Origin of the sequence: Aminobacter anthyllidis (genome assembly GCF_018555685.1) — a bacterium.
GTDB classification, from domain to species: domain Bacteria; phylum Pseudomonadota; class Alphaproteobacteria; order Rhizobiales; family Rhizobiaceae; genus Aminobacter; species Aminobacter anthyllidis.
In genome coordinates this window covers 97,233-117,121 of sequence record NZ_JAFLWW010000002.1, presented here as the reverse complement: position 1 = coordinate 117,121, position 19,889 = coordinate 97,233, and the positions used below count along the sequence as shown (strand labels likewise).

General features: G+C 62.8%; 18 protein-coding genes. 8 read left to right on the top strand and 10 right to left on the bottom strand.

Going from position 1 to position 19,889, the window contains the following annotated elements; all coding sequences use genetic code 11:
* Window positions 1-38 precede the first annotated feature (38 nt).
* The 5 genes from J1C56_RS05695 (at window position 39) to J1C56_RS05675 (ending at window position 5,115) form a co-directional block, all read left to right on the top strand.
* Window positions 39-1,067, top strand: a complete 1,029-nt coding sequence (locus J1C56_RS05695; protein ID WP_184768677.1) for an amino acid ABC transporter substrate-binding protein — start codon at window positions 39-41, stop codon at window positions 1,065-1,067.
* Between the two features lie 63 nt (window positions 1,068-1,130).
* Window positions 1,131-2,321, top strand: a complete 1,191-nt coding sequence (locus J1C56_RS05690; RefSeq protein WP_214386890.1) for an amino acid ABC transporter permease — start codon at window positions 1,131-1,133, stop codon at window positions 2,319-2,321.
* 9 nt (window positions 2,322-2,330) lie between these two features.
* Window positions 2,331-3,488 carry an amino acid ABC transporter permease gene (locus J1C56_RS05685; RefSeq protein ID WP_214386888.1) on the top strand — a complete coding sequence of 386 codons (1,158 nt, stop codon included), beginning with the start codon at window positions 2,331-2,333 and terminating at the stop codon, window positions 3,486-3,488.
* 24 nt (window positions 3,489-3,512) lie between these two features.
* Window positions 3,513-4,316 carry an amino acid ABC transporter ATP-binding protein gene (locus J1C56_RS05680; RefSeq protein ID WP_275945137.1) on the top strand — a complete coding sequence of 268 codons (804 nt, stop codon included), beginning with the start codon at window positions 3,513-3,515 and terminating at the stop codon, window positions 4,314-4,316.
* Between the two features lie 88 nt (window positions 4,317-4,404).
* Window positions 4,405-5,115: a TIGR02117 family protein gene (locus tag J1C56_RS05675; protein WP_214386886.1), complete on the top strand. Its 711-nt coding sequence runs from the start codon at window positions 4,405-4,407 to the stop codon at window positions 5,113-5,115.
* Here the strand turns inward: J1C56_RS05675 and J1C56_RS05670 are convergent.
* Both J1C56_RS05670 and J1C56_RS05665 read right to left on the bottom strand, forming a co-directional pair.
* Entirely contained in the window at window positions 5,061-6,293 is a 1,233-nt protein-coding gene (locus tag J1C56_RS05670; protein ID WP_214386884.1) for an FAD-dependent monooxygenase, read from the bottom strand. The genes J1C56_RS05675 and J1C56_RS05670 overlap by 55 nt on opposite strands.
* A 16-nt stretch (window positions 6,294-6,309) precedes the next feature.
* Entirely contained in the window at window positions 6,310-6,558 is a 249-nt protein-coding gene (locus J1C56_RS05665; RefSeq protein ID WP_214386882.1) for a zinc-finger domain-containing protein, read from the bottom strand.
* Window positions 6,559-6,710: 152 nt separating this feature from the next.
* Here J1C56_RS05665 and J1C56_RS05660 point away from each other — a divergent pair, with 152 nt between their 5' ends.
* The gene (locus J1C56_RS05660) at window positions 6,711-8,918 is read left to right on the top strand and encodes an RNA degradosome polyphosphate kinase (protein WP_214386880.1); all 2,208 of its coding nucleotides are present in this window, start codon (window positions 6,711-6,713) and stop codon (window positions 8,916-8,918) included.
* Entirely contained in the window at window positions 8,918-10,453 is a 1,536-nt protein-coding gene (gene ppx / locus J1C56_RS05655) for an exopolyphosphatase (RefSeq protein ID WP_214386878.1), read from the top strand. Before J1C56_RS05660 ends, ppx begins: the two co-directional genes overlap by 1 nt.
* Here the strand turns inward: ppx and J1C56_RS05650 are convergent.
* The 4 genes from J1C56_RS05650 to J1C56_RS05635 form a co-directional block, all read right to left on the bottom strand.
* Window positions 10,446-10,859 carry a DoxX family protein gene (locus tag J1C56_RS05650; protein ID WP_214386876.1) on the bottom strand — a complete coding sequence of 138 codons (414 nt, stop codon included), beginning with the start codon at window positions 10,857-10,859 and terminating at the stop codon, window positions 10,446-10,448. The genes ppx and J1C56_RS05650 overlap by 8 nt on opposite strands.
* Before the next feature lie 130 nt (window positions 10,860-10,989).
* Window positions 10,990-11,415, bottom strand: coding sequence for a DoxX family protein (locus tag J1C56_RS05645; RefSeq protein ID WP_214386874.1), 426 nt, complete (start codon window positions 11,413-11,415; stop codon window positions 10,990-10,992).
* A gap of 198 nt (window positions 11,416-11,613) precedes the next feature.
* The gene (fumC, locus tag J1C56_RS05640; RefSeq protein ID WP_214386872.1) at window positions 11,614-13,011 is read right to left on the bottom strand and encodes a class II fumarate hydratase; all 1,398 of its coding nucleotides are present in this window, start codon (window positions 13,009-13,011) and stop codon (window positions 11,614-11,616) included.
* Window positions 13,012-13,193: 182 nt separating this feature from the next.
* Entirely contained in the window at window positions 13,194-13,373 is a 180-nt protein-coding gene (locus tag J1C56_RS05635) for a CsbD family protein (RefSeq protein ID WP_067963408.1), read from the bottom strand.
* A 190-nt stretch (window positions 13,374-13,563) separates the two neighbouring features.
* Between J1C56_RS05635 and J1C56_RS05630 the strand changes: the two genes are divergently transcribed.
* The gene (locus J1C56_RS05630; RefSeq protein WP_214386870.1) at window positions 13,564-15,027 is read left to right on the top strand and encodes a patatin-like phospholipase family protein; all 1,464 of its coding nucleotides are present in this window, start codon (window positions 13,564-13,566) and stop codon (window positions 15,025-15,027) included.
* A gap of 226 nt (window positions 15,028-15,253) precedes the next feature.
* Here the strand turns inward: J1C56_RS05630 and J1C56_RS05625 are convergent, their stop codons facing one another.
* From J1C56_RS05625 to J1C56_RS05610, 4 genes are all read right to left on the bottom strand, one after another.
* The gene (locus J1C56_RS05625; protein WP_214386868.1) at window positions 15,254-16,651 is read right to left on the bottom strand and encodes an MATE family efflux transporter; all 1,398 of its coding nucleotides are present in this window, start codon (window positions 16,649-16,651) and stop codon (window positions 15,254-15,256) included.
* A gap of 412 nt (window positions 16,652-17,063) precedes the next feature.
* Window positions 17,064-18,719, bottom strand: coding sequence for a chaperonin GroEL (gene groL / locus J1C56_RS05620; RefSeq protein ID WP_214386866.1), 1,656 nt, complete (start codon window positions 18,717-18,719; stop codon window positions 17,064-17,066).
* Between the two features lie 64 nt (window positions 18,720-18,783).
* Complete coding sequence (gene groES, locus J1C56_RS05615; RefSeq protein WP_018427182.1) at window positions 18,784-19,080, bottom strand: co-chaperone GroES; 297 nt, start codon at window positions 19,078-19,080, stop codon at window positions 18,784-18,786.
* 156 nt (window positions 19,081-19,236) lie between these two features.
* Window positions 19,237-19,851 carry a DsbA family protein gene (locus J1C56_RS05610; protein ID WP_214386864.1) on the bottom strand — a complete coding sequence of 205 codons (615 nt, stop codon included), beginning with the start codon at window positions 19,849-19,851 and terminating at the stop codon, window positions 19,237-19,239.
* Window positions 19,852-19,889: the final 38 nt, after the last annotated feature.

Below are 19,889 nucleotides of genomic sequence, written 5' to 3'. Positions count from 1 at the left end.
AGGCAAAAGCCTGTAATAAACAGAAGGGTTCGTGGGTCATGAAGTACATCATTTCAGGCATTCTCGGGGCTGCTACGCTCGGCATGGTGGCGACCGCCGCATCTGCCGGCACCCTTGAGGACGTCAAGGCAAAGGGCTTCCTGCAATGCGGCGTCAGCACCGGCCTGGCCGGTTTCTCCGCGCCGAACGACAAGGGCGACTGGCAGGGTCTGGACGCCGATTTCTGCCGCGCGGTGGCCGCTGCGGTGTTCGGTGACGGCACCAAGGTAAAGTTCACGCCGCTCTCCGCCAAGGAGCGTTTCACCGCACTTCAGTCGGGCGAAATCGACCTTCTGTCGCGCAACACCACCTGGACCATCAACCGCGACACCGCATTGGGCCTGAACTTCGTCGGCGTCACCTATTTCGACGGCCAGGGCTTCATGATCAACGCCAAGAAGCTGCCGGGCGTCAATTCCGCGCTGCAGCTTTCGGGCGCCGCAGTCTGCGTGCAGACCGGCACCACGACCGAACTCAATCTCGCCGACTACTTCAAGGCGAACAAGATGGAGTACAATCCGGTCGTCTTCGAGAAGCTCGAAGAGGTCAACGCCGCCTATGACGCCGGCCGTTGCGATGTTTATACCACCGACCAGTCGGGCCTCTATGGCATCCGCCTGACGCTCGGCTCGCCGGACGATCACGTCGTGCTGCCCGAGATCATCTCCAAGGAGCCGCTCGGACCTGCCGTGCGCCAGGGCGACGACAAATGGTACCACATCGTCAAGTGGGCCTATTTCGCGCTGCTGACGGCCGAAGAACTCGGCATCACCCAGGCCAATGTCGAAGAAATGAAGGCGTCGGGTAACCCCGAGGTCAAGCGCGTGCTCGGCACCGAGACGGACACCAAGATCGGCACCGATCTCGGCCTCGGCAATGACTGGGTCGTCAACATCGTCAAGGCCGTCGGCAACTACGGCGAAGTCTTTGAACGCAATGTCGGCCAGGGCAGCCCGCTGAAGATCGCCCGTGGCATCAATGCGCTCTGGACCAAGGGTGGACTGCAGTACGCGCCGCCCATCCGCTGATCCGAAGTCTCACCCGGAAGGCGGCGAATCCGCCTTCCGGTTACTCTTTACGAGGGACTTCCGATGGCTACGCAGGACATACCCCATGACGTAGGGGGCGGCCGCGCGTCGCTGCTCTACGACCCGAAGGTGCGCGGCATCTTCTTCCAGGTTCTCGTGATCGTTGCGCTTACGGCGTTCGTCTGGTGGATCATTGGAAACACGATCGAAAACCTTAAGCGCGCCAACATCGCCTCGGGTTTCGCCTTTCTCAACGGCCGTGCCGGCTTCGACGTCAGTGATTCGCTGATCGCTTTCGATTCCGACTCGACCTACAAGCGTGCTTTGCTTGTCGGCTTCCTCAATACCCTCGTCGTAGCGGTCGCCGGCATCGTAACCGCGTCGATTCTGGGCTTCCTCCTCGGCATCGGCCGGCTGTCGCAGAACTGGCTGATCCGCAAGATCTGCACTGTCTATGTCGAGGTTTTCCGCAACATCCCACCACTGCTCGTTATCTTCTTTTGGTATTTCGGCGTGCTTTCGGTGCTGCCGCTGCCAAAGGAGAGCATCGAGTTGCCTTTCGGCTCGTTCCTCAACAGCCGAGGTTTCTATTTCCCGAAGCTGATCTGGGGCGAGGGGTCGATGCTGGTGCCGGTGGCGTTGCTGCTTGGCATCGGGATGTCGTGGTTCGTTGCCCGGCGTGCCCGTCTGCGGCAGATGGCGACCGGACAGACTTTTCCTGTGTTCTGGACGTCGCTGGCGCTGATCATCGGCTTGCCGCTTCTGGCGCTCGCCGCGACAGGCTTTCCCATGAGCTTCGATTTCCCGCAGAAATCGACCTTCAACCTGACGGGCGGTTTCCAGATCAAGCCGGAGTTCCTGGCGCTCTATCTGGCCTTGTCGTTTTATACCGCAGCCTTCATCGCAGAGATCGTGCGAGCCGGCATCAAGGGCGTCAGCAAGGGTCAGACCGAAGCTTCCAGCGCACTTGGCCTGCGCGCGGGGCATGCACTCCGATTGGTCGTGGTGCCGCAGGCACTGCGCATCGTCATCCCGCCGCTGACCAGCCAGTACCTCAACCTGACCAAGAACTCGTCGCTGGCAATCGCCATCGGCTACCCCGATCTTGTCGCGGTTGGGGGCACGGTGCTCAACCAGACCGGACAGGCGATCGAGATCGTGGTCATCTGGATGGTCGTCTATCTTGGCCTCAGCCTGATCACGTCAGCCTTCATGAACTGGTTCAACGCCAAAATGGCGCTGGTGGAAAGGTAGGAGGCGGACATGTCGCAAAACGACCTTCATTACGTCCGCAGTGAAATGGCGCTGCCACAGCCAGCGCCCCTTCGCGAGCGCGGGCCACTGGCCTGGGTGCGCAAGAACCTCTTTGCCAATCCATTCGATTCTGTGCTCACGATCATCGGCATGTTGGTTGTGGCCATGATCGTGCCGCCATTGTTCAACTGGGCATTCGTCAACGCCCAGTGGACCGGCACGGATCGAACCTTCTGCGCCACCGTGGCGCAGGGCGGCATCCAGCCTGACGGCTGGTCGGGCGCCTGCTGGGCGTTTGTCCACGCGAAGTTCGGCCAGTTCATGTTCGGCCGCTATCCCATCGAGGAGCGCTGGCGGGTCATACTGGTGGCGATCATGTTCGTGGCGCTGCTTGTGCCGCTGCTAATCCCGCGCGTGCCCCGCAAGGGGCTGAATGCCCTGCTGTTCTTCGTGGTGTTCCCAATCGTCGCCTTCACGCTGCTGATCGGCGGCGTGTTTGGCCTGCCGCATGTCGAAACCCCGCTCTGGGGCGGGCTGCTGGTGACGCTCACGCTGTCCTTCGTCGGCATCGTGGTGTCGCTGCCACTCGGAATCATCCTGGCGCTTGGACGGCGTTCGAAGATGCCGGTGGTCAAGATGCTCTCCGTCATTTTCATCGAAACGATTCGCGGCGTACCTCTGATCACCGTGCTGTTCATGGCCAGCGTCATGCTGCCGCTGTTCTTGCCGGCGGGCGTCAGCTTCGACAAATTCCTGCGCGCCCTGATCGGCGTGTCGTTGTTCGCCTCGGCCTACATGGCGGAAGTGGTGCGCGGCGGTCTGCAGGCGATACCCAAGGGCCAATATGAGGGTGCCGATTCGCTCGGTCTCGGCTATTGGCAAAAGATGAGGCTGGTTGTGCTGCCTCAGGCGTTGAAGCTGGTCATTCCCGGCATCGTCAATACCTTCATCGGCATGTTCAAAGACACCAGCCTCGTCTACATCATCTCGATGTTCGACCTGCTTGGCGTCGTGCGCCAGAATTTCTCGGATCCGGCCTGGGCATCGCCCCAGACCCCGTCATCAGGGCTCGTCTTTGCGGCGTTGGTGTTCTGGATGTTCTGTTTTGGCATGTCGCGCTATTCTATTTATATGGAACACCGGCTCGACACCGGGCATAAACGATAACGAACAACAAAAGGGAACTGGCCCATGGCCATCGAAAACGCAGTCAGCGCCGACGAGATCAAGGTTGATCGGGCCAAGATGCACATCTCGGATACGGATGTGGCGATCGACATTGTCGGCATGCACAAGTGGTATGGCGAGTTCAACGTGCTCAAGGACATCAACCTCAGGGTCATGCGCGGCGAGCGCATCGTCATCTGCGGCCCGTCCGGCTCGGGCAAGTCGACGATGATCCGCTGCATCAACCGGCTGGAAGAGCACCAGAAGGGCAAGATCATTGTCGACGGCAAGGAGCTGACCAACGATCTCAAGAAGATCGACGAGGTCCGCCGCGAAGTCGGCATGGTGTTCCAGCACTTCAACCTGTTCCCGCACCTGACGATCCTCGAGAACTGTACGCTGGCGCCGATCTGGGTGCGCAAGACGCCGAAGAAGCAGGCCGAAGAGCAGGCGATGCACTTCCTGCGTCGCGTCAAGATCCCCGAGCAGGCCAATAAGTACCCCGGCCAGCTGTCGGGCGGCCAGCAGCAGCGCGTGGCCATCGCGCGTTCGCTGTGCATGAACCCGCGCATCATGCTGTTCGATGAGCCGACCTCCGCGCTCGATCCCGAGATGATCAAGGAAGTGCTGGAGACCATGGTCGGCCTCGCCGAGGAAGGCATGACCATGCTGTGCGTGACCCATGAGATGGGCTTCGCCCGCAAGGTCGCCAACCGCGTCATCTTCATGGACCAGGGCCAGATCGTCGAGGAGAACACGCCGAGCGAGTTCTTCGACCACCCGCGCCACGAGCGCACCAAGCTGTTCCTCAGCCAGATCCTCCACTAGGATCTGCTCACAAGAAACAAGAAGCCCGGTCGTATTTCGGCCGGGCTTTTTTGTTGGAACAGGCACCGAAAGTGGGGACGGCGGGCAGGTGAGAAGAATTCTACGTCTGCTGGGCGTTGTCCTCCTCGTGGCGGTGGCAGCCGTGGCATTTGGCACACTGGTGCCACGGCCGCTGTACAGCAGTGCAGCAGATGAGGCCACGCCGCGCCACATCCTCGTGTTCACCAACCCGATCCACACCGACATCGCCGTACCTATCGACAAGGGGGTGCTGGAAAGGTTTGGCTTCCTGCTCGACGCCGGCATCGAGGCGGACCTGCCGGAAGCGCGCTACCTTGTGTTCGGATGGGGCAGCAAGGCCTTCTACATCGGCACCCCGACATGGTCCGAACTCAGGCCCGGTCCGGTGTTCGCGGCGCTGACGCTCGACGACTCGGTCATGCATGTCGATCTCGCCGGTGCTGTCGCCCTGCCGCAGCAAACTGTCCGCCGCTTCGAGATCGACGAAGCAGGTTTTGCCGCCATGCTCGATTTCATCGACCGCAGTTTTGTCCGGGGCAACGCTGGCGTCCAACGCATTCCCGAGGTTGCCTATGGCGCCTATGACGGTTTTTTCGAAGCCAACGGCAAGTTCAACGCTTTTGCCGGCTGCAACACCTGGACGGCCGCAGCACTGAGGGAAGCCGGTTTGACGACCGGATGGTGGAACCCGCTGCCGGTGACGCTGAACTGGTCGCTCGGCCTCTACAACTGGCCGCCCGGTCCATCTGGCGACCAGCCGGGCGGTGTCCAGCCATAGAGCCAGTCCATGTCGGCCGCCAGGCTTGCCGGCGATTTGAGCCTGAGGAACAGGTTGCGGGCCAAAGCCACTGGACCGGCGGCGTGCCAGGCAAAATGGTTGAGGGCGCCACGCCTCGCCACCTTGCGCACGCGGACTTTGCGGGCCGCTTCCCACCGAGAAAGCGCTTCCGCTGTGTTTGCTGCCGCAGCGACGGCGTCGGCCAGCGTGTAGGCATCCTCGATCGCCATGGCAGCGCCCTGGGCCGCGAACGGCGTCATGGCATGCGCCGCATCGCCGATCAGCGCGATGCCGCTTGGCGCGGTCCAGGGGCGGGTAGGGTCGACCGTGTGCAGCGGCCACACCGTCCACGGCCCGGCTTCATCGACAAGCCTGGCCAGTGCAGGAGCGGTGCCGTGCATTACACGCTTCATCGCGCCGGCGTCGGTTTCGCCAGACCATTGCTCGGCGATAGCTGTGCCAGGCGTGAAGGCGACGAGATTGACCGCATGGCCGGCGCGGATCGGATAGGCGACGAGGTGAAAGCCGGGGTGCAGGAACGTCGTCACCGTCGCCAGCGAGGTCAGTCCGGCGAACTGGCGGCCGACATCACTGTCGACAGGGATGGTCGTGCGCCAGGCCAGTTCGCCGGAAAACCGGCTCTTTTCATTCGGGCCGACCAGGCGTCGGCTGGCCGACCAGACGCCGTCGGCTGCAACGAACAGGGTGGCATGCTCGTGGGAGTCGATGCCGCCTTGCGTCAAAGACACCTTGACGCCGTCCGCCTGCGCGTCGACCGTGCCGACGGTTGCCCCGGTGGCGATCTCGATCAGCGGGCTTTCGGTCACGCGAGCGAGCAGTGCGCCCTGCAAGTCGGCGCGATGGGCAACGAGGTAGGGGGCTTTCCAGCGCCGTTCGGCCGCGGCACCGAGCGGCATCCGCGCGCGCTCGGCAAGGGTTGCTGCGTCGCGCAGGACGATGGCTTCGGGGCGCACCGTCGAGGCGCTGACAAGGTCGAGCACGCCGAGACGACCAAGTATCCGGGTGGCGTTGGGAGAGAGTTGAAGACCGGCGCCGACTTCCTCCAGCACCGGCGAGCGTTCGTAGATACGAACGCCAAGGCCATGCCGGGCGAAGGCAAGTGCCGCGGTGAGCCCGGCGATACCGGCTCCTGCGATCACGATCCGCCGCGATTGCATGACCGCGGCTTTGTCGTCAGGCAGCGCGGTCGACGAGGTAGATGCACCCCGTCGGCTGGGTCTCGGCGGCCTTCAGCTTCGAGGAATAACGGTACAGCGTCGAGCAATACGGGCAGACCTTCTCGGCGTCAGCACCCATGTCGAGGAAGACATGCGGATGGTCGAAGGGTGCGCTTGCGCCCACGCACATGAACTCCTTCACGCCGATCTCGATCACGGCATGTCCAGCATCGTTCTGGAAGTGGGGGATGGAGCCGCCGGCCATGGTATTTTCCCTTCTAAGGAACCTTATTGGAGAGCGTTTGTATCATAAGCGACGGGTTTGCAAGATGGTGAAATGAAACTGTCGCAATTGCCTGTCAGAGGATAAGTTGAGCCGGATAAGCGGCGGAACGCGGCAGTGGGGAAGGTTTGCATATGAATCAGTTGAAGCCGGTGCATACCGATTTCGTCAACGACAAGTCGCCGACCGGCGCTGTCGACGGCAATCCCGATCGCTTCGTCAATCGCGAGTTTTCCTGGCTGCAATTCAACAGGCGCGTGCTCGAACAGTCGCAGAACCCGAACCATCCGCTGCTCGAACGCGTCCGCTTCCTGTCGATCTCCGCTGGCAATCTCGACGAGTTCTTCATGGTTCGCGTAGCCGGCCTTGCCGGCCAGGTGCGTGAAGGCATCACCATCCGCAGTGCTGACGGCCGCACGCCGGAGCAGCAGCTTGAGCAGTTGCTGCACGAGGTGGAGCGGCTCCAGGAGGACCAGCAGAAAAGTCTCGCCAGCCTGCTCGAACTGCTCAAGCATGAAGGCATCGAGACCATCGCTTCGGCTGACCTGACCAAGGAGGAGCGGAAGTGGCTCGAAGACCATTTCATGGAGCAGATCTTCCCGGTGCTGACGCCGCTTTCGATCGATCCGGCGCATCCGTTCCCGTTCATCCCCAATCTCGGTTTCTCGATCGCCCTGCAGTTGCGTCACCGCAAGAGCGGCGAGGAAATGACGGCACTGCTGCGCCTTCCAATGGCGCTGCGTCGCTATATCAGGCTGCCAGACCGCAAGCGCTCGGTGCGCTTCATCCCGATCGAAGAGACCGTCAACCTGTTCATCGGCAAGCTCTTCCCTGGCTATGAGGTCAAGGGCTCCGGCACGTTCCAGATAATTCGTGACAGCGATATCGAAGTCGAAGAAGAATCCGAAGACCTGGTCCGCCTGTTCGAGACCGCGCTGAAGCGCCGCCGCCGCGGTTCGGTGATCCGCATCGAGTTCGATAGCCAGATGCCGGCGTTCCTGCGCGAGTTCGTCGCCGGCGAACTCGGCGTGTCGTCGAACCGCGTCAGTATTTTGAGCGGACCACTGGCCATAAACCAGATTTCCGAGATCGTCTCCATACCGCGTGACGACCTGAAGTTCCCGCCCTTCAACCCGCGCTTTCCCGAACGCATCCGTGACCACCGCGGCGACTGTTTCGCGGCGATCCGGGAGAAGGATTTCGTCGTCCACCACCCTTACGAATCGTTCGACGTGGTCGTGCAGTTCCTGCGCCAGGCAGCGATCGATCCCGAAGTCGTGGCGATCAAGCAGACGCTCTACCGCACGTCCAACGACAGCCCGATCGTGCGCGCGCTCGTCGACGCCGCCGAGGCCGGTAAGTCGGTGACGGCACTGGTCGAGCTCAAGGCCCGTTTCGACGAAGAGGCCAACATCCGCTGGGCGCGCGATCTCGAACGCGCCGGCGTGCAGGTCGTGTTCGGCTTCCTCGAGCTCAAGACGCACGCCAAGATGTCGCTGGTGGTGCGCCGCGAGGATGGCCGACTGCGCAACTACGTCCATCTCGGCACCGGCAACTATCACCCGATCACCGCGCGCATCTATACCGACCTGTCGTTCTTCACCACCGATTCGGCGATCGCGCGCGACGTGGCGCACATCTTCAACTTCATTACCGGTTATGCCGAGCCGGCCGACGAGATGTGCATTGCGCTGTCGCCCTACACGCTGCGCAGCCGCATCCTCAAGCACATCGCCGACGAGGTCGAGCACGCCCGTGCGGGCCGGCCGGCGCAGATCTGGATGAAGATGAACTCGCTTGTCGATCCTGACGTGATCGACGCGCTCTACGATGCCAGCCGCAGTGGCGTCGAGATCGACCTCGTGGTGCGCGGCATCTGCTGTCTCAGGCCGCAGGTTCCGGGGCTTTCGGAGAACATTCGCGTCAAGTCGATCGTCGGCCGCTTCCTTGAGCACAGCCGCATCTATTGCTTCGGCAATGGCCACGGCCTGCCGTCGGACGAGGCAATCGTCTACATCAGCTCGGCGGATCTGATGCCGCGCAATCTCGACCGCCGCGTCGAATGCATGGTGCCGATCGCCAAACATTCGACCGTGCACGAGCAGGTGCTCGGCCAGGTCATGCTGGGAAATATCATGGACAACCAGCAAAGTTTCGAAGTATTGGCGGATGGAACCTCGCGGCGGATAACGCTCGACGAGGGCGAAGAGCCGTTCAATGCGCAGGAATATTTCATGACCAATCCGAGCCTCTCCGGACGGGGTGACGCGCTGAAGTCTCACGCGCCCAAACGTATTGCCCAGTTCAAGCGCCGCAAGAAGGCGGAGGCGGCGGCCACCTGATGGCGCAACTTTCGCAGGGCCGGCTCAAGGACCGCCGACCGCTGTCGATCATCGATATCGGCTCGAACTCCATACGTCTCGTCGTCTATGAAGGGTTGGCGCGTTCGCCAACCCTTCTGTTCAACGAGAAGATGCTGGCCGGCCTCGGCCGGGGCATAGTTTCAACGGGCAAACTCGACCCCGAGGGCGTGACGCGCTCGATGGAGGAGTTCCGCCGCTTTCGTGCGCTGTCGGAACAGGCTGGCGCGGAAAAGATGTATGTGCTGGCAACCGCTGCCGCGCGCGAGGCGATCAATGGCCCCGACTTCATCCAGCGGGCTGAAGATGTGCTGGGCACCAAGATCCAGGTGCTGACTGGCCGCGAAGAGGCCCATTATTCCGCCCTTGGCGTGATCTCGGGCTTCCATCCCGCCGACGGCATTGCCGGCGACTTGGGTGGCGGCAGCCTCGAACTTGTCGATGTCAGGGGTGAGGACATCGGCGATGGCATCACCTTGCCGCTTGGCGGCCTCAGGCTGCAGGACATGGCCAAGGGCTCGCCAGTGGCGGCGGCCAAGATTGCGCAGGCCGAACTGGCCCGCGCCAAGCTGCTCAAGGGCGGGCAGGGGCGGACGTTCTATGCGGTCGGCGGTACCTGGCGAAATCTTGCCCGGCTCCACATGAATGCGACGAATTACCCGCTGGAAGTGATGCATCACTACGAGATGGATCCAGTCAGCCTTATGCCCTTCTTGCGCCAGGTGGCGCGTGGCGAAGTCGAGAAGATCAAAGGCATCGAAGGCGTGTCCAAGAACCGCCGTTCGCTGCTGCCTTATGGCGCGCTGGTGCTGCAGGAGATCATCACGGCGATGAAGCCGGAGAAGATCGTCGTCTCGGCGTTGGGCGTGCGCGAGGGTTTTTTGTTCTCGTTGCTCGACGAGCAGGAGCAGCGCGCAGACCCGCTGATCTCGGCGGCCGAGGAACTGGCGGTGCTGCGGGCGCGTTCGGTGCGTCATGCGCACGAGCTTGTCGAATGGACCCGCAGGTCATTTGCAGCCTTTGGCATCGAAGAGACCGAGGAGGAGGCGCGTTATCGCCACGCCGCTTGCCTGCTCGCGGACATCGGTTGGCGCGCCCATCCCGAATATCGCGGCCGCCAGTCGCTCAACATCATCGCGCACGCCTCGTTCATCGGCGTCGACCATCCGGGTCGCGCGTTCCTGGCGCTGGCCAATCTGTTCCGCCACGACGGTGTCTTCAATGACAGCTTCGCCCCGGAACTGAAGGAACTGGCCACGCCGCGCTACCTTGAGCGTGCCCGTATTCTCGGTGCGATGATGCGGGTGGTCTACCTGCTCTCGGCTTCGATGCCTGGTGTGATGCCGAAGCTGCGCTGGGAAGACCGGGGCGGCGGCGTCTTGGCGCTGGTCATTCCCGCGGAGTTCGACCAGCTCTATGGCGAGCGCCCGGCGGGACGTCTCGCCCAACTCGCCAAGGTCACCGGCCGCAAGCTGGTGCTGGCGGTCGAGGACGGCCCGAGCATCTCGGTCAAATAGGCTGGCGCAGCAAAATCCGGTCGAGCGAGATCGCGCCTGCGCCTGCCACCGATAGCGCCAGCAATCCGCCTGCGGTAGCGATGTCCTTCATCAGCGCCTGCTGGTGCATGAAGGCCATGGCTGCGTCGTCTCCGCCTTGGCCGTAGTGGCCGATGAGTCCTGCCGCGAGGGCAAAGGCTGCCAGCAGGACAGGCACCACGCGGGCCTGAAAGCCGATCAGCACCAGAAAGCCGCCGATCAGTTCGAACAGTCCGACACCTGGCGCGACCAGTGTCGGCAAGGGAAAACCCAGTCCGGCGAAATAGCTGGCGGTTCCGGCGATGTTGGAAAGCGTGCTGATGCCGGCAGGCACGAACAGCGCGGCGATCAGAATTCTGGCGACAAGCAGCAACAGGCTGTTGAGCATCGGCATGTCCTCGCAGCCGCAGGATGCACTCGCGACCGCTGGATGTCATCATCGAGCGATCGCTGGATATCTCAACGCACAAAAAAGCCCGGGACGAACCCGGGCCATTCTTGGGAGGAGTTTCTGAAGTTTAGCGGCGGCGGCCGTCGATCGACAGGGCGCCGGCGCCGAAGGCGGCGAGAACGAACAGGCCGCCGGCGATGGCCAGGTTCTTCTGCAGGAACATCAGCTGGGTCTGATCGGCGAAGTCGAGATGAGCGATGCCGGTCGCAGCCAGGGTGAAGACGCCAAGCACGATAGCGGCGATGCGGGTCTGGAAGCCGACGAGGATGGCGATGCCGCCGACGAGCTCAACCAGGCCGACAACGACGGTCGTAACCGTCGGCAGCGGCAGGCCGATGCTGGCAAACCAGCCGGCTGTACCGGAAATGGCGGTCAGCTTGGCGAAGCCGGCGAGGATGAAGATGACCGACAGCAGAACGCGGCCGACGAGGATGAGGGCCGAGGCGTTGGCGCTGACGCCGGACTTTGCAGTGGCAATGGAAGCGTTGGACATTGGGGTGGGCTCCGTTGAAATTCGATGCCCAACACCTAGTGGATTTCGACTGTTCACTAAAGGTGCGAATATGTCGACAGATCGTTCACAGATGGAACGTTTTGCTCGAAACCGTCGGCCGGGCGAAGCGCGGCACGTAAGCAAACGGCGCGGCAGGTGAGTGCCGCGCCGTAACGATGGGATCAGCCTGCCTGATAATCAGCCCGGACGGGTCATGTCCTCGGGACGAACGATGCGGTCGTAGTCCTCGGCGCTGACCAGCCCGGTCGCAAGCGCTTCGTCACGCAGGGTCGTGCCGTTCTTGTGCGCGGTTTTGGCGATCTTGGCGGCGTTGTCGTAGCCGATCGTCGGCGCAAGTGCCGTCACAAGCATCAGGGAACGATCAAGGGCTGCCTTGATGTTGTCTTCACGTGCCTCGATGCCGACGACGCAATTGTCGGTGAAGGAGACCGCCGCGTCGGCCATCAGCTGCACCGACTGCAGGAAGTTGTAGGCCATGACGGGGTTGTAGACGTTGAGCTCGAAATGGCCCTGGCTGCCAGCGAAGGTAAGTGCAGCGTTGTTGCCGAACACCTGGACGCAGACCTGGGTCAGCGCTTCGCACTGGGTCGGGTTGACCTTGCCCGGCATGATCGACGAGCCCGGCTCGTTTTCCGGCAGCGACAGCTCACCGAGGCCCGAGCGCGGGCCGGAGCCGAGGAAACGGATGTCATTGGCGATCTTGAACAGGGCAGCGGCGGCCGCGTTGATGGCGCCGTGCGAGAAGACCATCGAGTCGTGGGCGGCGAGCGCCTCGAACTTGTTCGGCGCGGTCACGAAGGCTATGCCGGTGATGGCGGCAATGCTCTCGGCGACCTTTTCGGCGAAGCCGACCGGCGCGTTGAGGCCGGTACCGACGGCGGTACCGCCCTGGGCGAGTTCCTGCAGGCCGGGCAGGGTGAGCTCGATGCGCTTGATCGACGAGGCGACCTGGGCGGCATAACCGCCGAACTCCTGGCCGAGCGTCAGCGGCGTCGCATCCTGCGTGTGGGTGCGGCCGATCTTGATGATGTGGTCGAACTCGCGCGCCTTCTGGTCGAGGGCGGCATGCAGGTGCTTCAGCGCCGGCAGCAGATCGTGGACGATGCGCTCGGCACAGGCGATATGCATGGCCGTCGGATAGGTGTCGTTCGACGACTGGCTCATGTTGACGTGGTCGTTGGGGTGGACCGGCTTTTTCGAGCCCATCTCGCCGCCCAGCATCTCGATGGCGCGGTTGGAGATCACCTCATTGGCGTTCATGTTCGACTGCGTGCCCGAGCCGGTCTGCCAGACCACCAGCGGGAAATGGTCGTTGAGCTTGCCGTCGATGACTTCCTGGGCTGCGGCCACCACGGTGCTGCCAATCTTGGGGTCGAGGCGGCCGAGCGCCATGTTGGCTTCGGCGGCTGCACGCTTGACGATGCCGAGCGCGCGCACGACCGACAGCGGCTGCTTTTCCCAGCCGATCTTGAAATTGCCCAGCGAGCGCTGCGCCTGCGCACCCCAATAGCGGTCGGAAGCGACCTCGATCGGTCCGAAGGTGTCTGTCTCGGTTCTGGTCTTCTGGGCTGTCACGATCAGGTCTCCGAAAAATCTCTTTGCGGGCATCGGCCTATCGCGTTGCACACACAGCTTCAAGCGGAGATTGGGCCGGTCCGGAATCCTAATCGGTTCAGCTGAGACGTCGTTTGAAGATCAGTGCTCAAGCGACGAAAAAAGGCGGCCGAAGCCGCCTCATTCTTCCCAGGTGCTCGTGGTCAAAGTGCCTTCTTGATCTTTTCCTTGGTGTCGCCATAGGCCTTCTGCACCTTGCCGGCGATCTTCTCGGCGGTACCCTTGGCCTGGGTCGTCTTGTTGCCAGTGGCCTTGCCGGCCGCTTCCTTGACGGAACCGGCAACCTGCTTGGCAACGCCCTTGACCTGATCCTTGTTCACCATTTCGCATCTCCTGTGGCTATGTGGCGCTTGAAAACGTTTTGGATGCCTTCCGGTTCCCGCGTCCCAGGTTGCTGCGCTGTTTCCCGGGTTGCTGCGCTGTTTCCCAAGTTGCTGCACTGTTTCAATGCCGCTAGGCTCAGCCGGATCTTGCTGGCATTGGGGGGCGATCTTGTCGGCACCGGGGATGGGGATGCGGTTGGCAATTCGCACGGCATGGGCCGTGATGGCGGGATTGTCGGCAGGCGGCTGCGTCGCCAGCGACGTCGGCCCGATTAACACGCTCACCGCCCATGTCGGCCAGGCCTCGCCGGAATTCATCCCCGATATCGGTGATGACGGCTCGACGGTGGTGGGCTTGAGTTTTTCCGGCGGCGGCACGCGGGCGGCAGCTTTCGCCTATGGCGTGTTGCGCGAACTCGACGACACCATCATCGACGAACATCCGGTGACGCGCAGCCTCGTCGACGATATCCGCATGATATCGGGCGCTTCGGGCGGGGCGGTGGCGGCATCCTATTTCGGCTACAGGGGGCGGGACGACTACCGCGATTTCCGCGAGCGCTTCCTGGTCAAGGACGCCGAAGCCTATCTCAGGACGTCGACGCTATCGCCGGTCAACCTGGCGCGCGCGCTCAATGGCGGCGTCAACGACCGCAACGGCTTCGCCAGATGGCTCGAGGACAATCTTTTCAACGGCGCGACCTATGCGAATTTCAGGCGACCCGATGCCCCGATCGTCTGGATAAACGCCTCCGACATCTACAACCGCACGCCGTTCCTGTTCACCTATGACACGTTCGCTGCACTGTGCAGCGATCTCGACAAGGTCAGGCTGTCCGATGCCGTTGCAGCGTCAGCCGCGGTTCCCGTGGTCTTCGCACCGGTCGTCCTGTCGGCGACCATGCCGAAATGCGGGTACAGCCAGCCTGCGTGGCTGAGCCGCGCGCTTGCCGATCCCGATGCCTCGGTGCGGCTCAAGGCCTATGCCGGCGCCTTGAAGACCTATCAGCACGAGGACCGGCTCGACTATGTGAAGCTGCTCGACGGCGGGCTGACCGACAATCTCGGCATTACCGGTTTCACCATCGAGCGCTCGTCGGCCGGCACGCCCTATGGTCCGCTGTCGCCGGCGGCGGCCGTCAAGTTGCGGACCTTGTTGTTCATCGTTGCCGATGCCGGTCGCGAGGACGATGTCGACTGGGGCGAAACCATACGCGGTCCGGGCCTCGGCGACCTGCTCGAGGCGGTGACCAACACGACCTTCTCAGCTGCGGTTCGCGATCAGCTCGATGCGCTCAAATTTGCCGTCGGAGAGTGGCGCGGCGAACTGATCCGCTACCGCTGCAGCCTGTCGGCTGAAACGGTCAGGCGTTATCGCGGTTCGCTGGCCGGCTGGAATTGCCGCGACGTGCGGCTCGTCCTCGAACATCTGTCATTTGCCGATCTCGACCCTGCGGCCCAGGCAAAGCTGAACCGCGTGCCGACGCGGCTGAAGCTGCCCGTCGAGCAGGTCGACCTGACGATTGCGGCAGGACGCGAGGCGCTTCGGGGCAATGACAGCTTCCAGGAGGCCGTCGCCGACATCCGCAGCCATGCCCGCGTGCTCGACCACGTGCTTGGCCAACAGCAGGTCGCCTCGGGCGGCGCGAACTGAGCCGCGAGCATTGCGCCGGTTCGCCGAAGGCACAAAGCAATGGTTCGCCGAAGGCACAAAAAAGAACGCCTCCCGCACCTTTGATAGTGCTGGAGGCGTCCTTTTCGCCGTTCGATTTTCCTTCTGAATTGCTTCTTCCGGTACCGACGACACCACATCAATGCGCGGGCGGCAGAAAGGTTCCGCCGGTTTCGAAAAAAAACTTCGAAGTTTTTTCGACGCCGTCTCAGGCGATGGCGGCTTTGGCCCGGAACAGGCCCCAGGCGAAGCCGGTTCTCGCCCTTGCATGCAACAGCAGCGCCGAGACCACCAGCACCATCAGCAGTTCGGCCATGGGCGCGGCCAGCCAGATGCCGCGTTCGCCCAGCATATAGGGCAGGCCGATGGTCAGCGGGATGGCGAACAGATAAGTGCGCGCGACGCTGAGCAGCAGGGCGCGGCGGGCATCGCCGATGGCCTGGAAGTAACCCGACAGCATCATCACAGGCCCGGCCAGGATGTAGAGCGAGACCGTCATCAGCAGGATGCGGCCGACTTCGCCTTGTGTTGCTGGATCGTCGACGAAGATCGCGCCCAGGCTGCCATGGCTCAGCAGCATCGCCGCCTCGAACAGCGCGCAATAGCCCAGCGCCAGCACGAGGCCGAGCTTGAGGCCGGCATCCGAGCGCAGCCAGAGGCCGGCGCCGAAATTGTTGCCGACGATGGTCTGCATCGCCATGTTCAGCCCGAGCATCGGCAGGAAGGCCAAGGTCATGATACGGGTGATGATGCCGTAGGCGGCAACGGTCGTGGCATAGGCCTCGCCTTCCCACAGCTGCGTCGCCGTGATGACTGAAGCGGCGAGCAGCGTGATGCCGATGAAGCTCAGGCTCTGCGGCGCCCCGAGCGACAGAAATTGCCGCCAGGCGGCGGTCCAGCGCATCGACGGAACCAGCGCATATTGCAGCACCGTACGGGCGCGCAGCCTGTAGACGACGATGAAGACGACGGCCATCAGCTGGGCCAGCACCGTGCCCGCCGCCGAGCCTGATACACCGTAGTCGAAGCCGACGATGAGCAGGTAGTTCAAGCCGGCATTGGCAACCGACGTCAGCAGATTGGCTGCAGCGACGATGCCGAGGCGGCCTTCGCTGCGCAGCCCGTCGCCATTGAGCGACAGTGCAAACATCAGTGGCGCACCCCAGATCAGAATGGAGATGTAGGTGTAGCCCATGTCGGCAAGCGGCCGGGATCCGTTGGCGAGCCGCAAGGCGAGCTCCTTGCCGCCGAGCAGGAACGCAGCGATGGCCAGCGCGCAGACGAGCAGGGCAAGGCCGTGCGCATCTAGAAATGTCGCGCGCGCCCTGTCGAGGTCGCCGGCGCCAAGCATGCGGGCGAGCTGGCTCGCCATGCCGCTTGCCACCAGCGTCGACAAGGCAACGAGCAGCATGAAGGCCGGGAACATCAGGGTGACGGCAGCCAGCGCGTCGGGCCCGACATAAGCGCCGAGGAAATAGGCATCGACGATGGCGAGCAGGCCGTTGGTGGCCATGATCAGGATGATTGGTGCCGCCGTCCTGAGGAAAAGGCCGGGCAGGGGGGCATGCAGAAAGGCATTCGCGCCTTTAGGGTCGAGAGAATTCATCTAGTCGTCTCCGATATCGCATCAAACGGAGATCAAATGGGGCCCGCATTGCCATTGGTCTGATGCGTCGGTTTCGACTGACACAGGGAAGGTTTTACCGTGCTTGCGCTGCGGGCGGCGGGCCCTTCATACCCTGGGCGCTCACTAGGCCTGTGGATGCACGCTGTCAATCCGGCTCCGTGCTCGGATCATGCTGGACAAGAGGTGCGCCCGAAGACGCCCTCTCGGCTGGCATCCACAAGCCAGGCGGCAAGTTCTTCCGTCACTCGATTGCGAGCGCATCGCCGTATTCGCAAACGCCGGCGTTTCGGTCGTGCGCGCACACAAATAGCCGATAGCTCGGCGCCAACTGGCGCAACGAAAAAGGGCGCCCGAAGGCGCCCTTTCCGTAAGCTTGAGCCAGATGGCTGGATTAGAAATCCATGCCGCCCATACCGCCCATGCCGCCGCCGCCCATGCCGCCAGGCATGCCGCCGCCAGCCGAGTCCTTCTTCGGAGCTTCGGCGATCATGGCTTCGGTGGTGACGAGCAGGCCGGCAACCGAAGCAGCGTCCTGCAGAGCCGTGCGAACGACCTTGACCGGATCAACGATACCGAAAGCGATCATGTCGCCGTATTCGCCGGTCTGGGCGTTGTAGCCGAAGGTAGCCGTCTTGTTCTCGAGGATCTTGCCGGCAACGATCGAAGCTTCGGCACCAGCGTTCGAAGCGATCTGGCGGGCCGGAGCCTGCAGAGCGCGACGGACGATGTTGATGCCAGCGGCCTGGTCGGAGTTTTCGCCGACTGCCTTGATGGCGAGCGAAGCACGCAGCAGAGCCACGCCACCGCCGGGAACGATGCCTTCTTCAACCGCAGCGCGGGTCGCGTTCAGGGCGTCGTCGACGCGGTCCTTGCGCTCCTTGACTTCGATCTCGGTCGCACCGCCGACGCGGATGACGGCAACGCCACCTGCCAGCTTGGCGAGACGTTCCTGCAGCTTCTCCTTGTCGTAGTCCGACGTGGTCTCTTCGATCTGCTGCTTGATCTGGGCGACGCGGCCCTGGATCTCGGCCTTCTTGCCGGCGCCGTCGACGATGGTGGTGTTCTCCTTGGAGATCGACACCTTCTTGGCGCGGCCGAGCATGTTGAGGCCGACGTTCTCGAGCTTAATGCCGAGGTCTTCGGAGATGACCTGGCCACCGGTCAGGATGGCGATGTCTTCCAGCATGGCCTTGCGGCGATCACCGAAGCCCGGAGCCTTGACGGCAGCAATCTTCAGGCCGCCACGCAGCTTGTTGACGACGAGCGTGGCCAGAGCCTCGCCTTCGACGTCTTCCGAGATGATGAGGAGCGGCTTGGAGGTCTGCACGACGGCTTCGAGAACCGGCAGCATTGCCTGGAGGTTCGACAGCTTCTTCTCGTGGAGAAGGATGTAGGCGTCTTCCAGCTCGGCAACCATCTTGTCCGGGTTGGTGACGAAGTAGGGGCTGAGGTAGCCGCGGTCGAACTGCATGCCTTCGACGACTTCCAGCTCGGTCTCGGCAGTCTTGGCTTCTTCAACCGTGATGACGCCTTCGTTGCCGACCTTCTGCATCGCTTCCGCGATCATCGCGCCGATTTCCTTCTCGCCGTTAGCCGAGATGGTGCCGACCTGGGCGACTTCTTCCGAAGTCTTGATCTTCTTCGAGCTCTTGACGAGGTGGGTGACGACTTCGGCAACAGCCAGATCGATGCCGCGCTTCAGATCCATCGGGTTCATGCCAGCGGCAACGGCCTTGTGGCCTTCCTGGACGATCGACTGGGCCAGAACGGTCGCGGTCGTGGTGCCGTCGCCGGCAATGTCGTTGGTCTTCGAAGCAACTTCGCGGACCATCTGCGCGCCCATGTTCTCGAACTTGTCTTCAAGCTCGATTTCCTTGGCGACGGTGACGCCGTCCTTGGTGATGCGCGGGGCGCCGAACGACTTGTCGATGACGACGTTGCGGCCCTTGGGGCCGAGCGTGACCTTCACCGCATCGGCGAGAATGTTGACACCGCGCAGCATGCGCTCGCGGGCGTCACGGGAGAATTTTACTTCCTTGGCAGCCATTTTAAGCTCCTCGATGGGCCTTGAAGGCCCGAATTTCAGATTGGATGGTGCGGATGGGTGGCGATTAGCCGATGATGCCCATGATGTCGGATTCCTTCATGATCAGAAGGTCTTCGCCATTGAGCTTCACTTCGGTGCCCGACCACTTGCCGAACAGCACGCGGTCGCCAGCCTTGACGTCCAGCGGAACGAGCTTGCCGGCTTCATCGCGAGCGCCAGAGCCGACGGCGACGATTTCGCCTTCCTGCGGCTTTTCCTTGGCCGTATCGGGGATGATGATCCCGCCGGCGGTCTTGGATTCGGATTCGACCCGGCGAACGACCACGCGGTCATGAAGCGGGCGGAACTTCGACTTTGCCATTTGAACTTCCTCGGTGGACTGTTGAGAACCCTCTGTCCGGTCTGGCCGGACGCGGTTAGCACTCACTTCAGGCGAGTGCTAACGTGACGGTGAGATAGTCCGTCGCCCTTTTACTGTCAAGGGAACGACAGCTTCGCGACGGCGAGAAATCGCGGATTATGCCCGTGCCTGGGCGACGGCCTTGCGAAAATCGTCAGCCGTCATTCCGCGCTTGTAGAGCGCCTTGCCGATCAGGAAGCCAGGCGTGCCCTGGAGCTGGAAGGCGCTGGCCTGCGCCGCGGTGCGTGCAAGCAGGCCGACGAGCAAATCCTGCCCGGCCGCGAGGTCGCCGCGCGCGCGCTCGACATCGATGCCGGCCTCGCCGAGCAGGTTGGCGGTGCTGCGGAATGTCAGCCGGTCGCGTGTCGCCATCAGCGTGTGCACGGCGTCGGCATAGCGGCCCTGGCTGTTGGAGGCCAGGGTCAGCAGTGCGGCATTGCGCGAGATCTCGCCGAAGATCGGCCAGTCGCGCAGCACCAGGCGGATGCCCGTATCTTCCTTCATCACCTCCGACAGCTGCAGGAAGCTCAGCTTGCAATAGGGGCATTGGTAGTCGGTGAATTCGACGATGGTGACGTCGCCGTCCGGATTGCCGAGCACGGGAATGTCAGGGTCGAAGGCGACGTCTTCGACCGTCGGCAGCGGGTTGGCCCAGAGCGGCAGCGGCGCCAGCGCGCCAAGGCCAACAACAAGCTTGAGGATATGACGCCGGTTGGGCGACGGGTCCGGCATGCGATCGATCCTGTTTTTCGTCGCGATCTCCTAGACGA